At 30.9% G+C, this 18,726-nt stretch carries 18 protein-coding genes; 10 read left to right on the forward strand and 8 right to left on the reverse strand.

What is annotated here, in order from left to right; genetic code table 11:
- Positions 1-127: 127 nt before the first annotated feature.
- The 4 genes from LACAL_RS15040 to LACAL_RS09950 all read right to left on the reverse strand — a co-directional run bounded on the left by LACAL_RS15040 (position 128) and on the right by LACAL_RS09950 (position 7,925).
- The gene (locus LACAL_RS15040; protein ID WP_013870597.1) at positions 128-928 is read right to left on the reverse strand and encodes a helix-turn-helix domain-containing protein; all 801 of its coding nucleotides are present in this window, start codon (positions 926-928) and stop codon (positions 128-130) included.
- Between the two features lie 139 nt (positions 929-1,067).
- Complete coding sequence (gene purL / locus LACAL_RS09940; RefSeq protein ID WP_013870598.1) at positions 1,068-4,724, reverse strand: phosphoribosylformylglycinamidine synthase; 3,657 nt, start codon at positions 4,722-4,724, stop codon at positions 1,068-1,070.
- A 167-nt stretch (positions 4,725-4,891) separates the two neighbouring features.
- Positions 4,892-6,691, reverse strand: a complete 1,800-nt coding sequence (locus tag LACAL_RS09945) for an endonuclease (RefSeq protein WP_013870599.1) — start codon at positions 6,689-6,691, stop codon at positions 4,892-4,894.
- Between the two features lie 13 nt (positions 6,692-6,704).
- Positions 6,705-7,925 (reverse strand): RsmB/NOP family class I SAM-dependent RNA methyltransferase, encoded by a 1,221-nt coding sequence (locus tag LACAL_RS09950; protein WP_013870600.1) that lies wholly within the window; start codon positions 7,923-7,925, stop codon positions 6,705-6,707.
- Between the two features lie 212 nt (positions 7,926-8,137).
- On the opposite strand from LACAL_RS09950, the gene LACAL_RS09955 reads away from it, so the two are divergent.
- From LACAL_RS09955 to LACAL_RS10000, 10 genes are all read left to right on the forward strand, one after another.
- On the forward strand, positions 8,138-8,716 hold the full coding sequence (locus tag LACAL_RS09955; protein ID WP_013870601.1) for an RNA polymerase sigma factor: 579 nt from the start codon (positions 8,138-8,140) through the stop codon (positions 8,714-8,716).
- Between the two features lie 51 nt (positions 8,717-8,767).
- On the forward strand, positions 8,768-9,076 hold the full coding sequence (locus LACAL_RS09960; protein WP_041301461.1) for a hypothetical protein: 309 nt from the start codon (positions 8,768-8,770) through the stop codon (positions 9,074-9,076).
- Positions 9,077-9,079: 3 nt separating this feature from the next.
- The gene (locus LACAL_RS09965; RefSeq protein WP_013870603.1) at positions 9,080-9,547 is read left to right on the forward strand and encodes a Spy/CpxP family protein refolding chaperone; all 468 of its coding nucleotides are present in this window, start codon (positions 9,080-9,082) and stop codon (positions 9,545-9,547) included.
- Between the two features lie 140 nt (positions 9,548-9,687).
- Positions 9,688-9,972 (forward strand): EF-hand domain-containing protein, encoded by a 285-nt coding sequence (locus LACAL_RS09970; RefSeq protein ID WP_013870604.1) that lies wholly within the window; start codon positions 9,688-9,690, stop codon positions 9,970-9,972.
- A gap of 136 nt (positions 9,973-10,108) precedes the next feature.
- Positions 10,109-10,636: a calcium-binding domain-containing protein gene (locus LACAL_RS09975; protein WP_013870605.1), complete on the forward strand. Its 528-nt coding sequence runs from the start codon at positions 10,109-10,111 to the stop codon at positions 10,634-10,636.
- A 3-nt stretch (positions 10,637-10,639) separates the two neighbouring features.
- Positions 10,640-11,770: a YHYH protein gene (locus LACAL_RS09980; RefSeq protein ID WP_013870606.1), complete on the forward strand. Its 1,131-nt coding sequence runs from the start codon at positions 10,640-10,642 to the stop codon at positions 11,768-11,770.
- Between the two features lie 68 nt (positions 11,771-11,838).
- Positions 11,839-12,597, forward strand: coding sequence for a YHYH protein (locus LACAL_RS09985; protein ID WP_013870607.1), 759 nt, complete (start codon positions 11,839-11,841; stop codon positions 12,595-12,597).
- Positions 12,598-12,601: 4 nt separating this feature from the next.
- Positions 12,602-13,222, forward strand: a complete 621-nt coding sequence (locus tag LACAL_RS09990; protein ID WP_013870608.1) for a toxin-antitoxin system YwqK family antitoxin — start codon at positions 12,602-12,604, stop codon at positions 13,220-13,222.
- Positions 13,197-13,892: an SCO family protein gene (locus LACAL_RS09995; RefSeq protein WP_013870609.1), complete on the forward strand. Its 696-nt coding sequence runs from the start codon at positions 13,197-13,199 to the stop codon at positions 13,890-13,892. Before LACAL_RS09990 ends, LACAL_RS09995 begins: the two co-directional genes overlap by 26 nt.
- 77 nt (positions 13,893-13,969) lie before the next feature.
- Positions 13,970-15,070: an oxidoreductase gene (locus LACAL_RS10000; protein WP_013870610.1), complete on the forward strand. Its 1,101-nt coding sequence runs from the start codon at positions 13,970-13,972 to the stop codon at positions 15,068-15,070.
- 31 nt (positions 15,071-15,101) lie between these two features.
- Here LACAL_RS10000 and LACAL_RS10005 read toward each other — a convergent pair whose 3' ends face one another.
- From LACAL_RS10005 to LACAL_RS10020, 4 genes are all read right to left on the reverse strand, one after another.
- Positions 15,102-15,548 carry a hypothetical protein gene (locus tag LACAL_RS10005; protein ID WP_013870611.1) on the reverse strand — a complete coding sequence of 149 codons (447 nt, stop codon included), beginning with the start codon at positions 15,546-15,548 and terminating at the stop codon, positions 15,102-15,104.
- An 18-nt stretch (positions 15,549-15,566) separates the two neighbouring features.
- The gene (locus LACAL_RS10010) at positions 15,567-16,037 is read right to left on the reverse strand and encodes a hypothetical protein (protein WP_013870612.1); all 471 of its coding nucleotides are present in this window, start codon (positions 16,035-16,037) and stop codon (positions 15,567-15,569) included.
- A gap of 33 nt (positions 16,038-16,070) precedes the next feature.
- Positions 16,071-16,613, reverse strand: a complete 543-nt coding sequence (locus LACAL_RS10015) for an RNA polymerase sigma factor (RefSeq protein ID WP_013870613.1) — start codon at positions 16,611-16,613, stop codon at positions 16,071-16,073.
- 281 nt (positions 16,614-16,894) lie between these two features.
- On the reverse strand, positions 16,895-18,724 hold the full coding sequence (locus LACAL_RS10020) for an ABC transporter ATP-binding protein (RefSeq protein ID WP_013870614.1): 1,830 nt from the start codon (positions 18,722-18,724) through the stop codon (positions 16,895-16,897).
- Positions 18,725-18,726 lie beyond the last annotated feature (2 nt).

The following is an 18,726-nucleotide window of genomic DNA, read 5'->3' on the forward strand; positions in this document are numbered from 1 at the left end:
ATTTAATAACTAACTATTTTTAAATGAATCCCTTAACTTTCATTTAATTAATTAAATAATGTGCATAAATTCTATGTAAATATAATTAGATTATGTTAATAATTGATGTAAAAAATCGTAATATCTACTATTTTAAGTATTTTTTTATGAATTCACTTTCATTACTAAAGTAACTTTTAGGCGACTTTTTCATAAAATATTTAAATTCTTTTGAAAAATGCGAACCATCATGGAAATTATACATGCGCACTAAGTCTATAATTTTGAGTTCTTTTTCGTGGTACTTTCTCATTAATAAACTAAACCTGTATAAGCGAGCATATTTTTTAGGAGTTAAACCTACTATTTGCTTAAATTTTGTTTCTAAAGTTTTTTGGGAAGTTGGTATTTTTTCAATTAAATCATTAATGGAAATTTGTCCCTTTTTTTTGTTTATTATATAAATTGCCTTATCAATATTTTCTGTATGATTATCTATTTTTAATGGTAGTGTATTGATAAGTTCTTCTAAAGTATGAAGCGCTTTTTTTCCTTTATGTTTTTGTTGAAAAAATGAATTTAAAACTTCAAAAAGTGGTTGAGATACTTCATTTAAAGGTAGGTGCTTATCGTTAATTTTAGAAACATCTACTTGTGTAAGTTTATAAAATGTTGTTGGGTGAAAGAGTACACCGCAACATTTTGTGTTTTCGTCTACATTTAACTTGTAAGACCTTGTTGTTTGTCCTGTAACAATAAGACCTTTGCCACTGTAATTTTTATTATTAACTGTTAATTTATTTTCTCCTTTGTATGTATATGCTAAAGAATGTTTACCTAAAGGAAGTACTATACTTTGAAAAGGCAATGCTTTATTTGAGACTTTAAATTCAAAATACTCATCTATTAATTTTGATGGATTAGAGCTTTTATAAGCTTTGTAAGTCATGTTTGTTTAATTTATAGCTTTACAAAATATGATTTTTCTTACAATAAATTGTAACTGTTTTAAAAATTTGAATGTTTTGTAAAAAAAAAAGGAAGTAACATTTTACCGAAACTTCCTTGATAATTTTAATAGTTTTTTATTACTGTTTTTCTATCCAGAGTCTCGCATTTACAAAAGCTTCAAGCCAAGGTGATACTTCATCTTTTCTACCTTCTGGATAGTTTGCCCAATTCCATTGAAAAGTTGAACGTTCTATATGTGGCATAGTTACTAAATGTCGTCCTGTTTTATCACAAAGCATTGCCGTGTTAAAGTCAGATCCATTTGGATTGTTTGGGTAACCTTCGTAACCATATTTTGCTACAATATTATATTGGTCTTCGGTTTTTGGTAAGTTAAATTTACCTTCTCCATGCGAAATCCAAACACCCAATTCTGTATCTTTTAAAGTAGAAAGCATTACAGAGTTGTTTTCTTGAATTTTTACAGAAGTAAAAGAACTTTCGTGTTTTTTAGAATCGTTATGAATCATTTTTCCATGCACATCATGGTCTGGATTTATAAGGTCTAACTCCATAAATAATTGGCAACCATTACAAATACCAACCGAAAGTGTATCTTCACGACTAAAGAAATCGTTAATTACTTTATTTGCTTTTTCGTTGTATTTAATAGCTCCAGCCCAACCTTTTGCAGAGCCTAAAACATCAGAGTTAGAGAATCCACCAACTGCGCCTAAAAACTGTATGTCTTTTAAATCCTCACGACCAGAAATTAAATCGGTCATGTGTACATCTTTAACATCAAAACCAGCTAAATACATAGCATTTGCCATTTCGCGTTCAGAGTTACTTCCTTTTTCACGAAGTATTGCAGCTTTTGGTCTTGTGTTTCCTAGTGCTGGTAGTTTTCCTGTAAAATGTTTTGGGAATGTATATTTTAAAGGTTGTACAGCATAGTTTTTATAACGTGCTTCAGCAAGATTATTTGCTGTTTGTTTTTGGTCTAAAAGGAAAGACGTTTTGTACCATACATCTCGTAAACGAGAAACTGTCATAGTAAATACTTCAGCATTATTAATAACGCTTAAAACATCTGTATCTGTAACTTTTCCTATGTTGAAAAACTCAATATTCGCTTCCTTTAAAACGGCTTCTATTGATGCGTCTTTTGACTGAAAAACAATACCTGCGTTTTCTGCAAATAATACTTTATGTGAATCTTTTTGATTTAAAGCAGTAATATCTAATTCTGCTCCAATATTAGTATCTGCAAAACATAACTCTAATAAAGTAGTAATTAAGCCACCAGAAGCAACATCGTGTCCTGCAACAATTTGTTCGTCTTTTATTAATTTTTGAATAGTATTAAAAACCGTTTTAACAAATGCCGAATCGTTTACATTTGGTGCATCATTACCAACTTTATTTAAAATTTGAGCGAAAGAACTTCCGCCTAACTTATAATGATCTTGAGATAGGTTTATGTAATAAATATCTCCAGCATTTTTCTTAAATAATGGTTCTACAACTTTAGAGATTGCATTACAGTTTCCTGCTGCAGAAATAATTACTGTTCCAGGAGAAATAACCTCTTCGTTAGGATATTTTTGTTTCATAGATAACGAATCTTTTCCTGTTGGAACATTGATTCCTAAATCTATAGCGTATTTTGAAATGGCTTGTACTGCTTCGTATAATCGTGCGTCTTCGCCCTCATTTTTACAAGGCCACATCCAGTTTGCAGATAGTGAAACACTTTGTAAACCATCCTTTAATGGCGCCCAAATAATATTGGTTAAAGCTTCTGTAATACTATTACGACTACCGGCAACAGGATTAATTAATCCAGAAATAGGCGAGTGGCCAATTGAGGTTGCAACACCTTCTTTACCATTATAATCTAACGCCATTACACCAACATTATTAAGTGGTATTTGTAATTGACCAACACATTGTTGTTTGGCTACTTTTCCACCAACACAACGGTCTACTTTATTTGTTAACCAATCTTTACAAGCAACAGCTTCTAGTTGTAATACTTGGTCTAAATAGTTATAAAAATTATCTGTATTATATGAAATGCCTCCGTAGTTTCTATCTACAGTAACATCGTTCATTATTGTTTTTGGAGAGCTTCCAAACATATCTTCCAGAGCTAAATCCATAGGTTTATCTCCTTTGGTTTTAGACTCGAAAGTAAAGCGATTGTTTCCTGTTACATCTCCAACAGTATACATTGGAGAACGTTCGCGGTCTGCTATTTTGTTTAAAGTTTCTAAGTGTTTTTCGGCAATTACTAATCCCATGCGTTCTTGAGACTCGTTACCAATAATTTCTTTCGACGATAAGGTTGGATCACCAACAGGTAGCTTATCTAAATCTATATTTCCACCAGTATCTTCAACAAGTTCGCTTAAGCAATTTAAATGTCCACCAGCACCATGATCGTGGATAGAAACAATATAATTTTCATCACTTTCTACCATACCTCGAACCGCATTTGCAGCACGTTTTTGCATTTCTGGATTAGAACGTTGTACGGCACTAAGCTCGATGCCAGAAGCAAATTCTCCAGTATCTGCACTAGATACAGCAGCGCCACCCATTCCAATACGGTAATTTTCACCACCAAGAATTACAATTTTATCTCCAGCTTCTGGAGTTGCTTTTATAGCTTGTTCTGCTTTACCATAACCAATTCCGCCGGCTTGCATAATTACTTTATCGAAACCTAATTTACGTGCATCTTGCTCGTGCTCGAAAGTTAATACCGAACCGCAAATTAAAGGTTGCCCAAATTTGTTTCCAAAGTCTGAAGCTCCATTACTCGCTTTTATTAAAATATCTACAGGTGTTTGGTATAACCAATCTCTGGCTTCCATTTTTTGTTCCCAAGGTCTATTTTCTTCTAAACGAGAATACGAGGTCATGTAAACAGCTGTTCCTGCTAATGGTAAAGATCCTTTTCCTCCAGCTAATCTATCTCTTATTTCTCCACCAGAACCAGTTGCAGCTCCGTTAAAAGGCTCTACAGTTGTTGGGAAATTATGAGTTTCTGCTTTTAAAGATATTACAGAATCGTAATCTTTAGTTTCGTAAAAATCTGGTTTATCTGCGGTTTTAGGTGCAAATTGTTCTACTCGAGGACCTTTTATAAAAGCAACATTATCTTTATATGCCGAAACAATATCGTTAGGATGTTGTTTTGAAGTTTCTTTTATTAATTTAAAAAGAGAGGTTTCTTTTTCTTCACCATCAATTATAAAGGTACCGTTGAAAATTTTATGACGACAGTGCTCTGAGTTTACTTGTGAAAATCCAAAAACTTCTGAGTCTGTTAACGGTCTTCCTATTTTTTTTGAAACTCCTTCTAAATATTCAATTTCTTCATCGTTTAAAGCTAAACCTTCTTGTTGGTTATATGCCGAAATATCTTCGATGTTAAGAATAGATTCTGGTTTAATTTCAATAGTAAATGATTCTTGATTTAAACCGTTATATTTTTCAGAAATCATAGGGTCGTAGTCCTTGAAATCTTTAGTTGAAGCAATAAACTCTTCAATTCTAATAATGCCTTCAATTCCCATATTTTGGGTAATTTCAACAGCATTTGTACTCCAAGGCGTTATCATTGCAGCTCTTGGTCCAACAAAAAAAGCATCTAACGATGCTTGTTCTATTTTTGGCTGGTTGCCAAATAACCATGTCAATTTAGAGATGGTTTGGGTTGATAATTCTTTTGTTGCTTGAACAGCAAAAACCTTACTGTTTTGGTTTCCGAAGAAATGAATCATTCTATTATAGTTTGTGTGTTGTTTTTAAACCACAAATTTAAGTTTTTTTAATCTAATAATAACATATAAAATCAAGCTATAATTTTATAGTTATTCACGTGGTTATTAACCAAAAAAAAGCGACTCAATAAAGAATCGCTTTTTTAAAATTATAGGTTTGTAAAATATTAACTTTTAATTAATTTTTTAGTTATGCTTCCATTAGGTGTATGAAGTTTTAAAAGATAAACACCTTTGTTTAATGTTGAAACACTAACTTGATTGTTTGTTTGAGTAACATTTCCATTTAAAATTTTCTTTCCTAAAATATCATAAATTTCAAAACGTGTGTTTTGTTTTACTTCAATAGTTAAAAGATTTCCTTTAATAGGATTTGGATATATTTTAAATTCTGTATGCCTTACTTCATCTACACTTAAAGTAGAATAGCAAGTCCAAGATAAATCGTCAATTCTTACTCTATTTGAATCAAGACTCTCTATTGTAACGATTACATTATTTTCAATATTAATATTTGAAATTGTTGTTGTAATAGCTGATCCACTATTATCATTATAAGGTATAGTACCAACAGATGTGCCATTAACAAGTAAATTCATGTTTCCTGCAGAATCTGCGCCAAAAGTTGCTTGTGCAGTAACTGTTAAATTGCCAATACCACCATTAATATTTGGAGAGGTTAATGTACCATTTCTAACTGTAATTGCTCTACCATTTAAAGTTTGGTCTGTTCTTGCATCTGTAGCAGTCCATTGTCCTGCAGAAGTAGTCCAAGTTCTAGTATCGTAAGAGCCACTATTAGATGGGATAGTTTCAAAATCTTCGTTAACACAGTCTGAACCGGCAGGAGTTCCTGCTAAAGTTGTTTCGCTAGAAGAAGCACTTTGTGCAGAGGCATTTCCAGAATCATCATTTGCTAAAATTGTAAATGTATAGCTTGTTTCTGGCGACAAACCTGTAACCGTAAAAGTAGTTGCATTAGAGTTTGTAGAAACATAGAATACTCCATCTACATATACGTCATAACTTGTAACTGCTACATTATCTGTAGAAGCTGTCCAGCTTAAATCTACAGAGCTAGATGTTGGATTAGAAGCTGTTAGATTTGTTGGTGTTGTTGGTGCTTGAGTATCTGGATTAGGATTCCAAATTAAATTAGCATATTCTGGATGATCTACAAATGGATTTGCATTTCCTTGAAAGTTATAAGCTGCATTATTTCTATCAATTTCTTTTTGACTAACAGGATCAACATTATAATGCCAATCTAATAACAAGTCTATTGCCCAATCTTGAAAAACTTGGTCGTTTGTTCCATTAAACATATCAAAACTAGTATAGTTATCAACGTTATTCTCGTATCTAGTTGCAAAATATAGTAAAGCTCTTGCTATATCTCCTTTAAATTCATCAATTGGCTCAAACACAGTTCCTGAATATCCAGAAACTAAGCTACTACCTTTTTTAGAGCCGTTTGTATAACTAGTTCCTCCAGAAGCGGCTATTCCAAAAGGAAAACTACCACGTCCACCATTTACATAACCATCTGTAGGATAAACATGATGAACATCGTTTTTCATAGGAGAAGCTTCTCCAAAACTAGATTGAGGTACAAGGTGTTCTCTATTATAACAGTCACCTTCACTGTTATAATTTCCACATTGGTCTGATGAGTATGTAAAATTTAGATATGTAGGTTCTGGGTTGTCTGGATCTTCAGAATAAATATCTAAAATAAAACCATCATTGTCATATTGATTTGTGTTATCAATATCAGTTGTTTGGTAAGCAGTCCATAAACCACCATAACCTTGGTCACTATGCCCAGAAGTTATTATGTTTTTTAATTCTGTTTTTAAAGCATATCCATCTAAACCATTTGCACTATCATAATAGTTTGCAGGAATTTGTGCAAACCCTATAAAAGTTACTAGTAAAAAAGATAGTGATAAGTAAATGTGTTTCATAAAAAAAAATAAATTAATTTGAGGTTTTTCTTTCTAATAAAGCCATGTAGAATCCGTCGAACCCAGATTCGTGAGACAGTATTTTTTTCTCTTTAACAAAGGTAAAGTCTTTTCCTGATTCTGATGTTAAAAAATGTTTAACTTGCTCTTGGTTTTCTGATGGTAATATAGAACACGTTGCATAAACTAATTTTCCTCCTGGTTTTACCATTCTAGAATAGCTGCTTAAAATCTCACGTTGTGTATTTTTAATACGGTCTAAAAATGAGGCTTCAAGTTTCCATTTAGCATCTGGGTTTCTACGTAAAACGCCTAAGCCAGAGCATGGTGCATCTATAAGTACACGATCTGCTTTGTCGTATAATTTTTTAATTGGCTTTGTAGAATCAATAGTTCTCATTTCTATGTTATGAGCACCAGCACGTTTAGCACGACGTTTTAGTTCTCTTAATTTATTTTCATAAATATCCATAGCAATTACTTGCCCTTTATTTTCCATTAAAGCTGCAATGTGTAATGTTTTACCACCAGCACCTGCGCAAGTATCTACAACTTTCATTCCGCTTTTCACGTCTAAAAACTCTGCAACTAGTTGAGATGAAGCGTCTTGTACTTCAAACCATCCTTTTTTAAAGGCATCTGTTGTAAAAACATTAGCTCTTTCTTTTAGTTTTAATGCATCTGGGTAGCCTTTAATTTCTTCAGTATCAAAATCTAAATCAAATAATTCTGATTTTAATTTTTCTTTTGTAGTTTTAAGAGTGTTTGTTCTTAAAATAACATCAGCTTGTTCGTTAAGTGCAGCGGCTTCTTTATTCCATAAGTTTTCACCTAATTCTTTTGCAGCTAATTCATCTATCCAATCTGGAAAAGATTCTTTAATTTTTCTAATTTTTGATAACTCATCAAAACGACCTTTAATTTTTCTAGTAGGTGTGTTTTCAAAGTATTTCCAGTCTGGTAATTTTATACCTTTTAAAGTTGCCCAAACAGCAAATAAACGCCAAATGTCATCTCTTGAAAAAGGTTCTTTTACGTTTGCAATTTCAGCATATAATCGTTTCCATCGTACAATGTCGTAAGTTGTTTCGGCAACAAAACCTCTATCTCGGCTTCCCCAACGTTTATCGCGTTTAAGTAATTGCTGTACTACTTTATCTGCATAATTACCTTCGTTAAAGATTAGTAATAATCCATCAACTGTGGCAAAGCATAAATTTCTATGTAATCTCATTTTATGTATTTAATTGAATTATAAATCAACTTATTATGACCCATAATTCGGCGTGCAAAGGTACGGTTTTATATAGAATAATTTGGTATAAATAGGATGAGTTATTCATTTGTTAACAGTAAAATGTTATCTTTTTAAAATTATTTCAAAATAAACGCAAGTTTTTAATATAATTGGCATCTAAATTATATTAGAATAAAATTTAGAATTTTTTGTCGGAAACCGAATTTATAGAAGAACTTAGGAGCAAAAGCGAAAAGGCTTACAGTAGATTACTAGATGATTTTCAACAGAAAGTCTATGCTACATGTATTTCTTTTGTGCCAAATACCGAGGATGCCGAAGATATTGCACAAGACGTTTTTGTTGAAGTGTTTAATGCTATACATAAATTTAAAGGACAGTCTAAACTATCAACCTGGATTTATAAAATTACAACAAATAAATGTTTGGAATTTATACGTAAAAAAAATACTAAAAAACGTTTTGCTTTTCTACAGTCTATAACAGGAAATGTTATTCCTATGGATATGACAAATTATTTTACAGAGATGAATCATCCTGGTGTATTACTAGAAAATAAAGAAACAAGTAAAACGCTTTTTTATGCAATAAATCAATTACCAGAAGCACAACGCACTGTTTTTACGTTGCATAAAATAGATGGTAAAAGTTATAATGAAATAAGTGAAATTATAGATAAAAGTTTATCATCTGTAGAATCTTTAATGTTTAGATCTAAAAAAAATCTACAGAAAATATTAGAGAACTTTTATAAGAATAATATTTAGCGCAAGTTTTGTTGAGAATTTGCATCTAAAATAATACAAATGAAAATAAATATGAACATAGACGAAAAGGTATCAAAGACTTTAGAAGCCTTTGACACAATGGACACTGTAAAAACACCTCCTTTTTTTAAGGATAAAACCATGCAGCTTTTATTTACAGAGAAAGAAGAAAAAGTGGCAGCATCTTTTTGGAGTTGGTTTACACCACAATTACAACTGGCTACTTTAGTATGTGTGGTATTGGTTAATTTTTATGCCATCAAAGAAATAAATAATTCTGAATATGAATCGTCAATTTCAACTTTTGCGTCAGATTATGGGATTTCTACAGAGCAAGAAACATCAATTTTCAATTTATAAGAGATGAAAAAAAATACAGTTTTATATGTATTGCTTATTGTTTTAATAGTAATAAATGGATTTTTTTTATTCAACTATTTAGGACGACCACAGCATAATGGAGCTAAGGAGTCTAGTAATTTTATTGTAAAAGAATTAAATTTTAATGAGTCTCAATTAGCGGAATTTAAACAGTTGGAAGAAAATCATCATATAGCTATGCAAAGCATTGGAGATGATATAAAAGTAAATAAAGATAAATTGTTTAAAAAAATTACAGCACCTACAATTGATAGGGTTAAGGTAGATAGTTTAATTCATGAAATTTCTAAAACAGATGTGTTAAGAGAAAAAGAACTTTTTAATAAACTTAGAGGGATTTATGAGATTTGTAACGAAAATCAAAAAAAACAATTTACAGACATTTTAAAAAAAGCAAGACGTTTTGATGGTAATAGGCCAAACGGACCAAGAAGACCAGATAGACCTTAAAAAAATAGCAAATAATTTTATAAAAAGACCTTAAGTAATTAAGGTTTTTTTTTGTGTTTTATTTAACAAAACAAAGCACAAGTTATTTTCAATTACATCATCTAAAATTATATAACAAAATAATTTTAAAAATTTAGATTATGAAAAGCAACACAATCAAAACAGCAATATTAACATTTGGAATAGCAGTATTAGTTTCAAATAGTTCATTTGGTCAATCTGAAAAAAGAGAACAAAAAACGCCGCCAACATTTAGTGAGTTATTAAAAGAACTAGATAAGGATGAAGATGGCTTACTTTCTAAAACAGAAGTTAAAGGTCCATTGAAAGAAGGTTTTTCTGAAATTGATACAGATGAAGATGGTTTTATTTCTGAAGAAGAGTTTAAAAAAGCACCAAAGCCTAAAAGAAGAGAAAGAAGATAAAATAAAATTTTTGGTTGGTTAGTAGTTAAAAGCTTTGTGATGTAAAAGTCATGAGGCTTTTTTCAAGTTTCAAACTTTAAAATCGCAAGTATTTATAAAAAAAGTCATCTAAACATTAAATCAAAACCATATCAATATGAAAAACAAAAACTTAAAATTAGTATTCTCAATATTTATTTTACTATTAACAACAAGTGTTTATGCACAAGGTCGTGGTGGCGGAAGAGGTCAAGGTGGAGGAAGAGGTCAACAAAGAGCACAGCCAGACGCATCAGAAATATTATCAAAGTTAGATACCGATAACGACGATAAAATTTCTGCAGAAGAAGCTTCTCAAGATCAAAGAGGAAAAATTTCTGAAAATTTTGATGAGATAGATAGTAACGCAGATGGGTTTATCGATTTAGAAGAATTAAGCGATTCATTAAATAATAAAAGCTCTAAAAAGAAAGAAAAAAAAATAGCTCCTAAAAAGTTAATAAAGCAAATAGACGATAATGGAGATGAAACTTTAAATGAACTCGAAATAGCGGCAAAAGATAACCGTCAATTAATGAAAGATTTTAGTAAAATTGATCGAAATGCAGATGGTGAATTAGATTTGGAAGAACTGGAAGCTTTTTATGCAAATGAAGAACATTTAAAACCTAAAAGAAAAAACTAGATTATGAAAAATAGATTAATTATAACTTTACTTGTTACTGTTTTTGTTGGCTGTAAAAGTAACAATAAGTCTCACAGTCATGATGGCTCTGTGGCACATAATCATGACCACGAAGCTGCTAATACAACAAACAATTATTTTGGGAATTATTCTTTAATAAATGAAGAATACGGTACAAAAACAGTGGTAACTGTAGATTCAAACTCGCGTAAAATGGAAACTAATGCGTTGCCAAATCATGAAACAGGAACATTTCCAAATCCTGGTAACCCAAATACTATAAAAGCTCAAAATAGAACATATACATTTCCGTTAAACCCTAAAAAAGGAGAAAAAGCACAATGGATTAGAGAACCAGGAGTAGCATTAAATGGTATAAAATTCGAGCCAGGAACAGCAGAGGTTGTACAATGCGAAACTGGAGAAAATTATCGAGTAGAAGCTTTGCAAGATGTTATTGATTTAGGTTTAGATTTTAATCATGCACACGTACAACCAACAGGAGCTTACCATTATCACGGCACTCCAACATCTGTTATACAAAAATTCGATTCTGGAGAAGATTTAGTGCACGTTGGTTTTGCTCACGATGGATTCCCGATGTATTATTCTAAAAGTGGAAAATATAAACCAAGCTATAAGCTATTAGATGGAAATCGTGAAGGCGAAGATTGTAGTTACGATAATCCGCACCAATCTATAGACATTTCGGTTGGAGGACACCACGATGGTACTTATGGTTCAGATTTCGAGTTTGTTGATGGTTATGGAGATTTAGATGAATGTAACGGGATTACCATAAACGGAAACTATATGTATTTAGTAACAAAAGAGTTTCCATACATAAGCCGTTGCCTTATGGGAGAAGTTAATGAGAGTGAAAAAAGAGCATTGGGAATGCAAGGTAGTGGAGATGGTAGACCACAAAATAGACCAGGAGGAAGACCTAATGCAACTCAAATAATAAAAGAAATGGATACTAATAATGATGGAAAATTATCTAAAACCGAAGTTAAAGGACCTTTAAAAGAAGGTTTCTCTAAAATCGATGCCAATAACAATGGTTTTCTCTCTAAAGAGGAATTAGAAAAAGGAGGAGAAAAAAACAAGCAAAAACCACCAAAACATAATTAATTTAAAAAAAGCGCAAGTTTATTTTTTAATAAGCATCTAAATAGATAAACACATTAAAAATATAAAAAATGAAAAACCTATTTAAACTAATATTATTAATGGTAGCGGTGTTTACATTAAATATTGCGTGTACTTCAGATGATGATGCTGCAAGCACAACCACTGTTACAGAAGATGAAGTTGTAACAGAGCTTCATGCAGCATACTCGGCTTTTAATACAGATGCTACAACAATTTATATAGACGATACGGGAACAAATGTTGTTATAGAAACTACAGGTTTACCAGATCACCAAACCGTTTATTGGGGAGAAGGACATCCGCTTTACATAGAAGAGCCAGATGTACAAGTAACACCTAGTATAATGTCAAGTAACAATAATGCTGTAACTATCACAGTAGATGCTACACCAAATTTATCAGGCAATACAGTATCTACAACATTTAATACTATTGGTATAGCAGTTAGTGGCGCTTCAATTTTTAATGATCAAGAAGGTGGCGGACCTTTAGACCAAGCAGCAGCAAGTTTAGATTATACAGGTGCACATATTGGGCCAGGTGTCTATCACTATCATTTAGAGCCCAAAGCTTTTTCTAATGATGATGACGCCTTAGTTGGTGTATTATTAGATGGTGTTTTCCTTTACGGTAGAAAATGTAATACAACTGGTACATACCCAGACGATTTAGATGCTTCAGGAGGTCATACTTCTACAACACAATATACAGATGGAGAAGAAGAATACCACTATCATATAATAAACGAAGTATATTCTAATACAGGATCTTACTTAGCATTCGCAGGACCATATCAAGGGTACTAAAATTATGAAAGCATTTTTAACTGTTATAATCGTTATTTTCTTTTTGAGTTGTAAGCAATCTTCAGAAACAAATACTTCCGAAGAAAAAAAAGTAATTAAAACCGAAAATGCTATAAATATTAAAAATGTTGAAGTACCAAAATCTGAGTTGATTTTAAATCAGCTACAAGGTGTTTGGTATTATAAAGAGGAACCTTACAACGGTTATGCTTTAAAGTATCATGAAAATAATACTATAAAAGAAAAACTTGGTTTTTATAACGGAAAACGTCAAGGTGTAGCCAAAACATGGTCAGAGCATGGAGTACTTCGTATAGAATCATATTATAACCAAAACAAATTGGTTGGTTCTTATAGAAGTTTTTGGGAAAATGGAAACTTAGCTTTAGAGGTTAATTATGTAAATGGAAAAAAGCAGGGAGAAGAAAAACAATGGTATTCTAACGGAAAACTATCAAAGTTAAGACTGTTAAAGGATGGGAAAGAAAATGGTATTCAAAAAGCCTGGTTGCCAACAGGACAACTTTATGTTAATTACGAAGCTAAAAACGGTAGAACCTTTGGTTTAATGCGAGCAAACTCATGTTATAAATTAGAAAATGAAAAAGTTATTAAAACAAAATAAAACGTTATTGGGTTTACTGTGTTTTGCTTTAGTGCTAGCTAGTTGTAAAAAAACTGTAACAAAAGAAATTAGTAAAGCAGAAGAAACCAGTAGAGTAGAGTATTTACCATATTATAACGAAGAGTCTTTTACACCAAAATGGTTAACACCAGGAACAGAAGAAGAAAAAACGTTTCATAAAATACCAGACTTTTCGTTAACAAACCAACTAGGTAATGAAGTGTCGCAAAAAACGTTTGAAAATAAAATATATATCACCGATTTCTTTTTTGCTAGTTGTCCTGGTATTTGTCCGCAAATGACGGGAAACATGTTTAAATTACAAGAAGAGTTTTTAAACGATGATGAGGTGTTGTTTTTATCGCACACCGTAACACCAACAAAAGACTCTGTTCCAGTTTTAAAAAATTATGCCGAAAAAAATGGTGTAATAGATAACAAATGGCATTTAGTAACAGGAGATAAAGAAACTATCTATAATCTTGGAAGAGATGAATATTTTGTGGAAAATGATTTAGGAGAACCCAAAACTATTAATGATTTTTTACATACCGAAAACTTCCTACTTATAGACAAAAATAAACATATAAGAGGTATTTATAATGGTTTAAATAGAGCCTCAATAGCACAATTAATTGTTGATGTTAAAACCTTGAAGAAACAAGGTTAAATTTGGTTTGTTTGATTTGGAAAAAAGCTTTGCGATTTTGTCGTAAAGCTTTTTTACTTTTATAAAAAATAAAACTCATGAGAAAACTAACTATTACTTTACTCTGTTTACTTATAATTATAACTTTAAATAATTGTGGAAGTACTCAAGAACAAACATTAAAAACAAAGGCTTCGGTAAAAACTTTTTCTAAAATAGAAATTGAAACTCTAGTAGAAAAAAATGATTTAAACGTACGCGCTATAGAGGTCTTTAAAAATGTAGGTTTAGCCTATTTAACTTCAAAGGGAGAGTTTGGTATGCTTTTTAACAAAGAAGCTAATGTATTGCCAGCTGTAAAAGAACAATTTCCAATTAACATAAAGCATGATACAATAGTTCCAAATTTTAGAGCCTTAGCACTTACAAGTAATAGAGCGTTTGGTGTAAGTATTGGTTCGCCTGGTTTGATTTTTAATTTAGATAATGATGCACATAGAAATAAAGTAGTCTACCAAGAAAATCATGAAAAAGCATTTTACGATGCAATAGAGTTTTGGAATGACGAAGAAGGTATTGCAATGGGAGATCCAACAAATGGTTGTATAAGTGTTGTAATTACAAGAGATAGAGGAAAAAACTGGACTAAAGTGCCTTGCGATGTTTTACCAAAAGCTATAGAAGGTGAAGCAGCTTTTGCAGCAAGCGATACTAATATTGCTATTATAGGAGATAAAACTTGGATTGCTACAGGAGGAAAAGCAAGTAGAATATTATTCTCTCCAGATAAAGGGAAAACTTGGGAAGTTTTTAATACACCAATAACTCAAGGTATAGAAACTGCTGGTATGTATTCTTTAGATTTTTATGATGAGAATAACGGTTTTGCAATTGGTGGTGATTATACAAAACCTGGAGATAGTACTGCTAATAAAATTAGAACAAATGATGGTGGGAAAACTTGGGAATTAGTAGCTAAAAATGAAAACCCTGGTTATAGAAGTTGTGTGCAATATGTACCAAACAGCAATGCAAAGGCATTAGTAACTGTTGGTTTTAAAGGTATAGACTATTCTAGCGATGCGGGCGAAAGCTGGACACATTTAAGCGATGAAGGTTTTTATACAATTAGGTTTGTTAATGATAGTATTGCCTATGTGGCTGGAAATAAAAGGATAGCTAAATTACTATTTAGATAAAACAAAAAAAGCAGCTATAAAGCTGCTTTTTTTATTTTTTAGATTTCCCACGGTGTCTTTGTTTAAACTCCTGTATCATTTTGCGTCTAAAAGAACGCTCTGCATTCATGAGTTTTAAAATCTTTTTAGCAGAAAGTATATTTTTAAGTTTTGTATAATATTCTTTTTGTATTTTCTGTTTAGTTAATTCCATTTTAATAAGCGTATCTAAATAGTCTTTTGCCTCAGTTTCAGAGATGGCATCAAAGTCATTTATACGTTTTAAGCCAGAGTTTTCTCTAATATTATCTTCAGCTTCTTCTTTATGGTTGTAAATTGGCCAAAAGGCTTGTGCTTCTTTAGCTGTTAAATCTAACTCTTCTGTAATATGAGCTACTTTTAGAGCATTTATCTTTTCCTTATCGTGTTTTTGTGCATTTATATTCGCCGATAAAAGAAAAATAAAAATAGGGACAAGTATGTGTTTTATATTTTTCATTGTAATTTTTTTAAATGTTTATTCTGAATATAAATCATCAAGATCTTCTATAAAGCTATCTAAAGCTTCATCACTTAATGTGTAATCAATAAATTGTGCTTCACTTAAATCTGAATCTTGAAATAAGGTTGTTAGTTCACTAATTTCTGTTTCATTTAATATATAATCATCTACAGATGCTGTATCTATATCATCTAAAGTTGTTGTTGAGGTATTAAAAATATTTAAACTAAAAAATAATATAATTGCAGCAGCAATACTAGATACAAATATTATATTTTTTTTGTTAAATATAGAAATGACTTTTGTCTCTTCTTTAACAGAAACATTAAAATTATCTAAGTAGCCTTTTGGTGCTTTTAAACCAGATTCGCTAACAATACTTTTTAATTTTACCTCATTTAAAATAGTATCTTCAAGTGCTTCAAAATAGTTTTGAGGTACTTTAAATCCTGTTTCTTTAATATTATGTAAGTTTTTGTTTTCCATCTTAATACTTTGACTGTAAAAACCTTAAATGGTTTAATTCTCTTTTAAATAGGATTCAATTTTTTTTGCTGCTATATGGTATGATGCCTTTAATGCACCTTCGCTAGTTTCTAAAATCTCTGCCATGTCTTTGTATTTAATATCTTGAAAATATTTCATATTAAAAACTAACTGTTGTTTCTCTGGTAATGTTGCTATGGCTTTTTGTAGCTTTATTTGTATGGCATCACCTTCAAAATAAACATCAGATTCTAGATTGTTTATTGCTATATTCTGTGCTTCTTCGTTTGTAATTTGTAAGCGTTTAGCATTTTTATTTATTTGGGTAATGGCTTCGTTAGTTGCAATTCTATATAACCATGAATATAATTTACTATCGCCTTTAAAACCACTAATACCTTTGTAGACTTTTATAAATGTATTTTGTAAAACATCATCTGCATCGTCATGAGATTTTACAATATTTCTTATATGCCAATACAAACGCTCTTTATAGAGCGCAACTAATTCTTTGAAGGCTGCATCTTTATAATCTGGCGATTGTAGTTTTAATATAAGTTTTTTATCGTCTACCACTTATTGTTTTTTATTTAGACCATAGTTTTATTGTAAAGTTTAATGCGATTTTATTAAAAAAATGCTAAAACGTTAAAGCGTTCATTAACAGCAATTTATACTCAAAAATATCGATAAAGTGTATTTTTATATCGATTAAATGTGTTTTTTATTTGTTTACTACAATTATTTTAAATAAATTTGATGTAACAAAATACTATATGTTATTAGATTTAGCCCCAAATCTATTTATAGAACTAAAAAAGGATAAACATTTGTTTATCCTTTTTTTTATTTAATATTTACTCGAAACTTTGCATGTCTACAAGTTTCTTATAGATTCCGTTTTTAGCAATTAGTGTTTCGTGTTTACCTTGCTCGGCAATTTCTCCTTTTTGCATAACAATAATTTCGTCTGCATTTTGAATAGTAGATAATCTATGCGCAATTACAATTGATGTTCTGTTTTTCATCATGTTTTCTAATGCGTCTTGTACTAGTCTTTCGCTTTCTGTATCTAAAGCAGAAGTTGCTTCATCTAATATCATAATTGGAGGATTTTTAAGTACAGCTCTAGCAATACTTAAACGTTGTTTTTGTCCGCCAGAAAGTTTGTTTCCAGAATCACCAATGTTTGTTTCTAGAACTTTAGGTAAATCTTTTACAAATTCCCAGGCATTTGCAATTTTTAATGCTTCAATTATTTCTTGATCTTTAGCGTTTGGTTTTCCAACTAATATGTTATTTTTTATAGAGTCGTTAAATAGTATAGAGTCTTGAGTAACCAATCCCATTGTGCTTCTTAAAGAGTTTTTAGTAAGGTCTTTAATATTTTGTCCATCAATACTTATGCTTCCTTTGTTTACATCGTAAAAGCGTGTTACTAGGTTTGCTATTGTACTTTTTCCACTTCCAGATTGGCCTACTAATGCTACAGTTTTTCCTTTAGGTACTTTTATAGAAAAGTCTTTTAGTACGTAGTCGTCTTCATATTTAAAATAAATATTGTCTATAGATATAGCTTCATTAAAACCATTTAAAGTTTTAGCATTTGGAGCATCTTCAATTGGGCTTTTAGTTTCAATAATTTCTAAAACACGTTCTGCTGCTGCGTTGCCTTGCTTTACTGCATAAGATGCTTTGCTTATGGCTTTGGCAGGAGTTAAAATATTATAGGCTAAACCCATAAAAGTTAAAAATGAAGCACTGTCTAGTGAGTTTTCTAATAATACCATACGGCCTCCAAACCATAATAATACAGAAATGGTTACAATACCTAAAATTTCACTAACGGGAGAAGATAGGTTTTGCCTGTTTAATAGAATATTTGAAAAATGAAAGTAACGTTTGGTAGAGTCTTGAAATTTGCTGTTAAATATACCTTCTGCATTAAATCCTTTTATAACTTTAAGTCCGTTTAAAGTTTCTTCAACAGTAGAAAGAAATATACCTTGCTCGTTTTGTACAGCTGCCGATTGGCGCTTTAAGCGCTTACCTATTGCCGAAATTATAAAACCAGACACAGGAATAAATATAAATACAAAAATGGTAAGTTTTACGCTAATAATTAGCATACCTCCAATACTAAAAACAATACTTAAAGGTTCTTTTATTATCATTTCTAAGACAGCTAAAAAGGAATTTTTTACTTGAGCCACATCATTAGAAATTCTGGCAATAATATCTCCTTTTCGTTTTTCAGAATAAAAAGAAATAGGTAGGTTTATGGTTTTATCGTATAAATCGTCTCGTAAATCTTTTAAAATACCGTTACGTAAAAATGTGCCAAAATATAGGCCTAAATAATTAAATAAATTTTTGAGTAAAAATGTAACTACTACTAAAACTATAACAAAAACTAATGCTTTAGATTTATCATCTTGAGCAAAATATTGAATTTGGTAGGCTAGCGTATCATTAAAATAATCGCCCAAAGTTCTTATTCCGGTATATACAGGTTTATTTACAACTTTTACTTCACCATCTTTAGGGAATAATACGTTAAGCATTGGCATTAAAGCAAAGAATGATAATGCTCCAAATAGTGCGTAAAATATATTACTTATAATATTTAATATGGCATACTTTTTATACGGTAAGGCGTAGGTTAAAATCTTTTTTAAATAATTCATTT

The sequence above is a fragment of the Lacinutrix sp. 5H-3-7-4 genome, assembly GCF_000211855.2.
Taxonomy (GTDB): Bacteria; Bacteroidota; Bacteroidia; order Flavobacteriales; family Flavobacteriaceae; genus Lacinutrix.

What these genes read in the sequence shown, in the direction of transcription:
- LACAL_RS09970 (WP_013870604.1), top strand. Translation starts at nt 9,688, where the DNA reads ATGAAAAGCAACACAATCAAAACAGCAATATTAACATTTGGAATAGCA.
- LACAL_RS09990 (WP_013870608.1), top strand. Translation starts at nt 12,602, where the DNA reads ATGAAAGCATTTTTAACTGTTATAATCGTTATTTTCTTTTTGAGTTGT.
- LACAL_RS10005 (WP_013870611.1), bottom strand. Translation starts at nt 15,548, where the DNA reads ATGAAAAATATAAAACACATACTTGTCCCTATTTTTATTTTTCTTTTA.
- LACAL_RS09965 (WP_013870603.1), top strand. Translation starts at nt 9,080, where the DNA reads ATGAAAAAAAATACAGTTTTATATGTATTGCTTATTGTTTTAATAGTA.
- LACAL_RS10010 (WP_013870612.1), bottom strand. Translation starts at nt 16,037, where the DNA reads ATGGAAAACAAAAACTTACATAATATTAAAGAAACAGGATTTAAAGTA.
- LACAL_RS09995 (WP_013870609.1), top strand. Translation starts at nt 13,197, where the DNA reads ATGAAAAAGTTATTAAAACAAAATAAAACGTTATTGGGTTTACTGTGT.
- LACAL_RS15040 (WP_013870597.1), bottom strand. Translation starts at nt 928, where the DNA reads ATGACTTACAAAGCTTATAAAAGCTCTAATCCATCAAAATTAATAGAT.
- LACAL_RS09980 (WP_013870606.1), top strand. Translation starts at nt 10,640, where the DNA reads ATGAAAAATAGATTAATTATAACTTTACTTGTTACTGTTTTTGTTGGC.
- LACAL_RS09985 (WP_013870607.1), top strand. Translation starts at nt 11,839, where the DNA reads ATGAAAAACCTATTTAAACTAATATTATTAATGGTAGCGGTGTTTACA.
- LACAL_RS10000 (WP_013870610.1), top strand. Translation starts at nt 13,970, where the DNA reads ATGAGAAAACTAACTATTACTTTACTCTGTTTACTTATAATTATAACT.
- LACAL_RS09950 (WP_013870600.1), bottom strand. Translation starts at nt 7,925, where the DNA reads ATGAGATTACATAGAAATTTATGCTTTGCCACAGTTGATGGATTATTA.
- LACAL_RS09945 (WP_013870599.1), bottom strand. Translation starts at nt 6,691, where the DNA reads ATGAAACACATTTACTTATCACTATCTTTTTTACTAGTAACTTTTATA.
- LACAL_RS09975 (WP_013870605.1), top strand. Translation starts at nt 10,109, where the DNA reads ATGAAAAACAAAAACTTAAAATTAGTATTCTCAATATTTATTTTACTA.
- LACAL_RS10020 (WP_013870614.1), bottom strand. Translation starts at nt 18,724, where the DNA reads ATGAATTATTTAAAAAAGATTTTAACCTACGCCTTACCGTATAAAAAG.
- purL (WP_013870598.1), bottom strand. Translation starts at nt 4,724, where the DNA reads ATGATTCATTTCTTCGGAAACCAAAACAGTAAGGTTTTTGCTGTTCAA.
- LACAL_RS09960 (WP_041301461.1), top strand. Translation starts at nt 8,768, where the DNA reads ATGAACATAGACGAAAAGGTATCAAAGACTTTAGAAGCCTTTGACACA.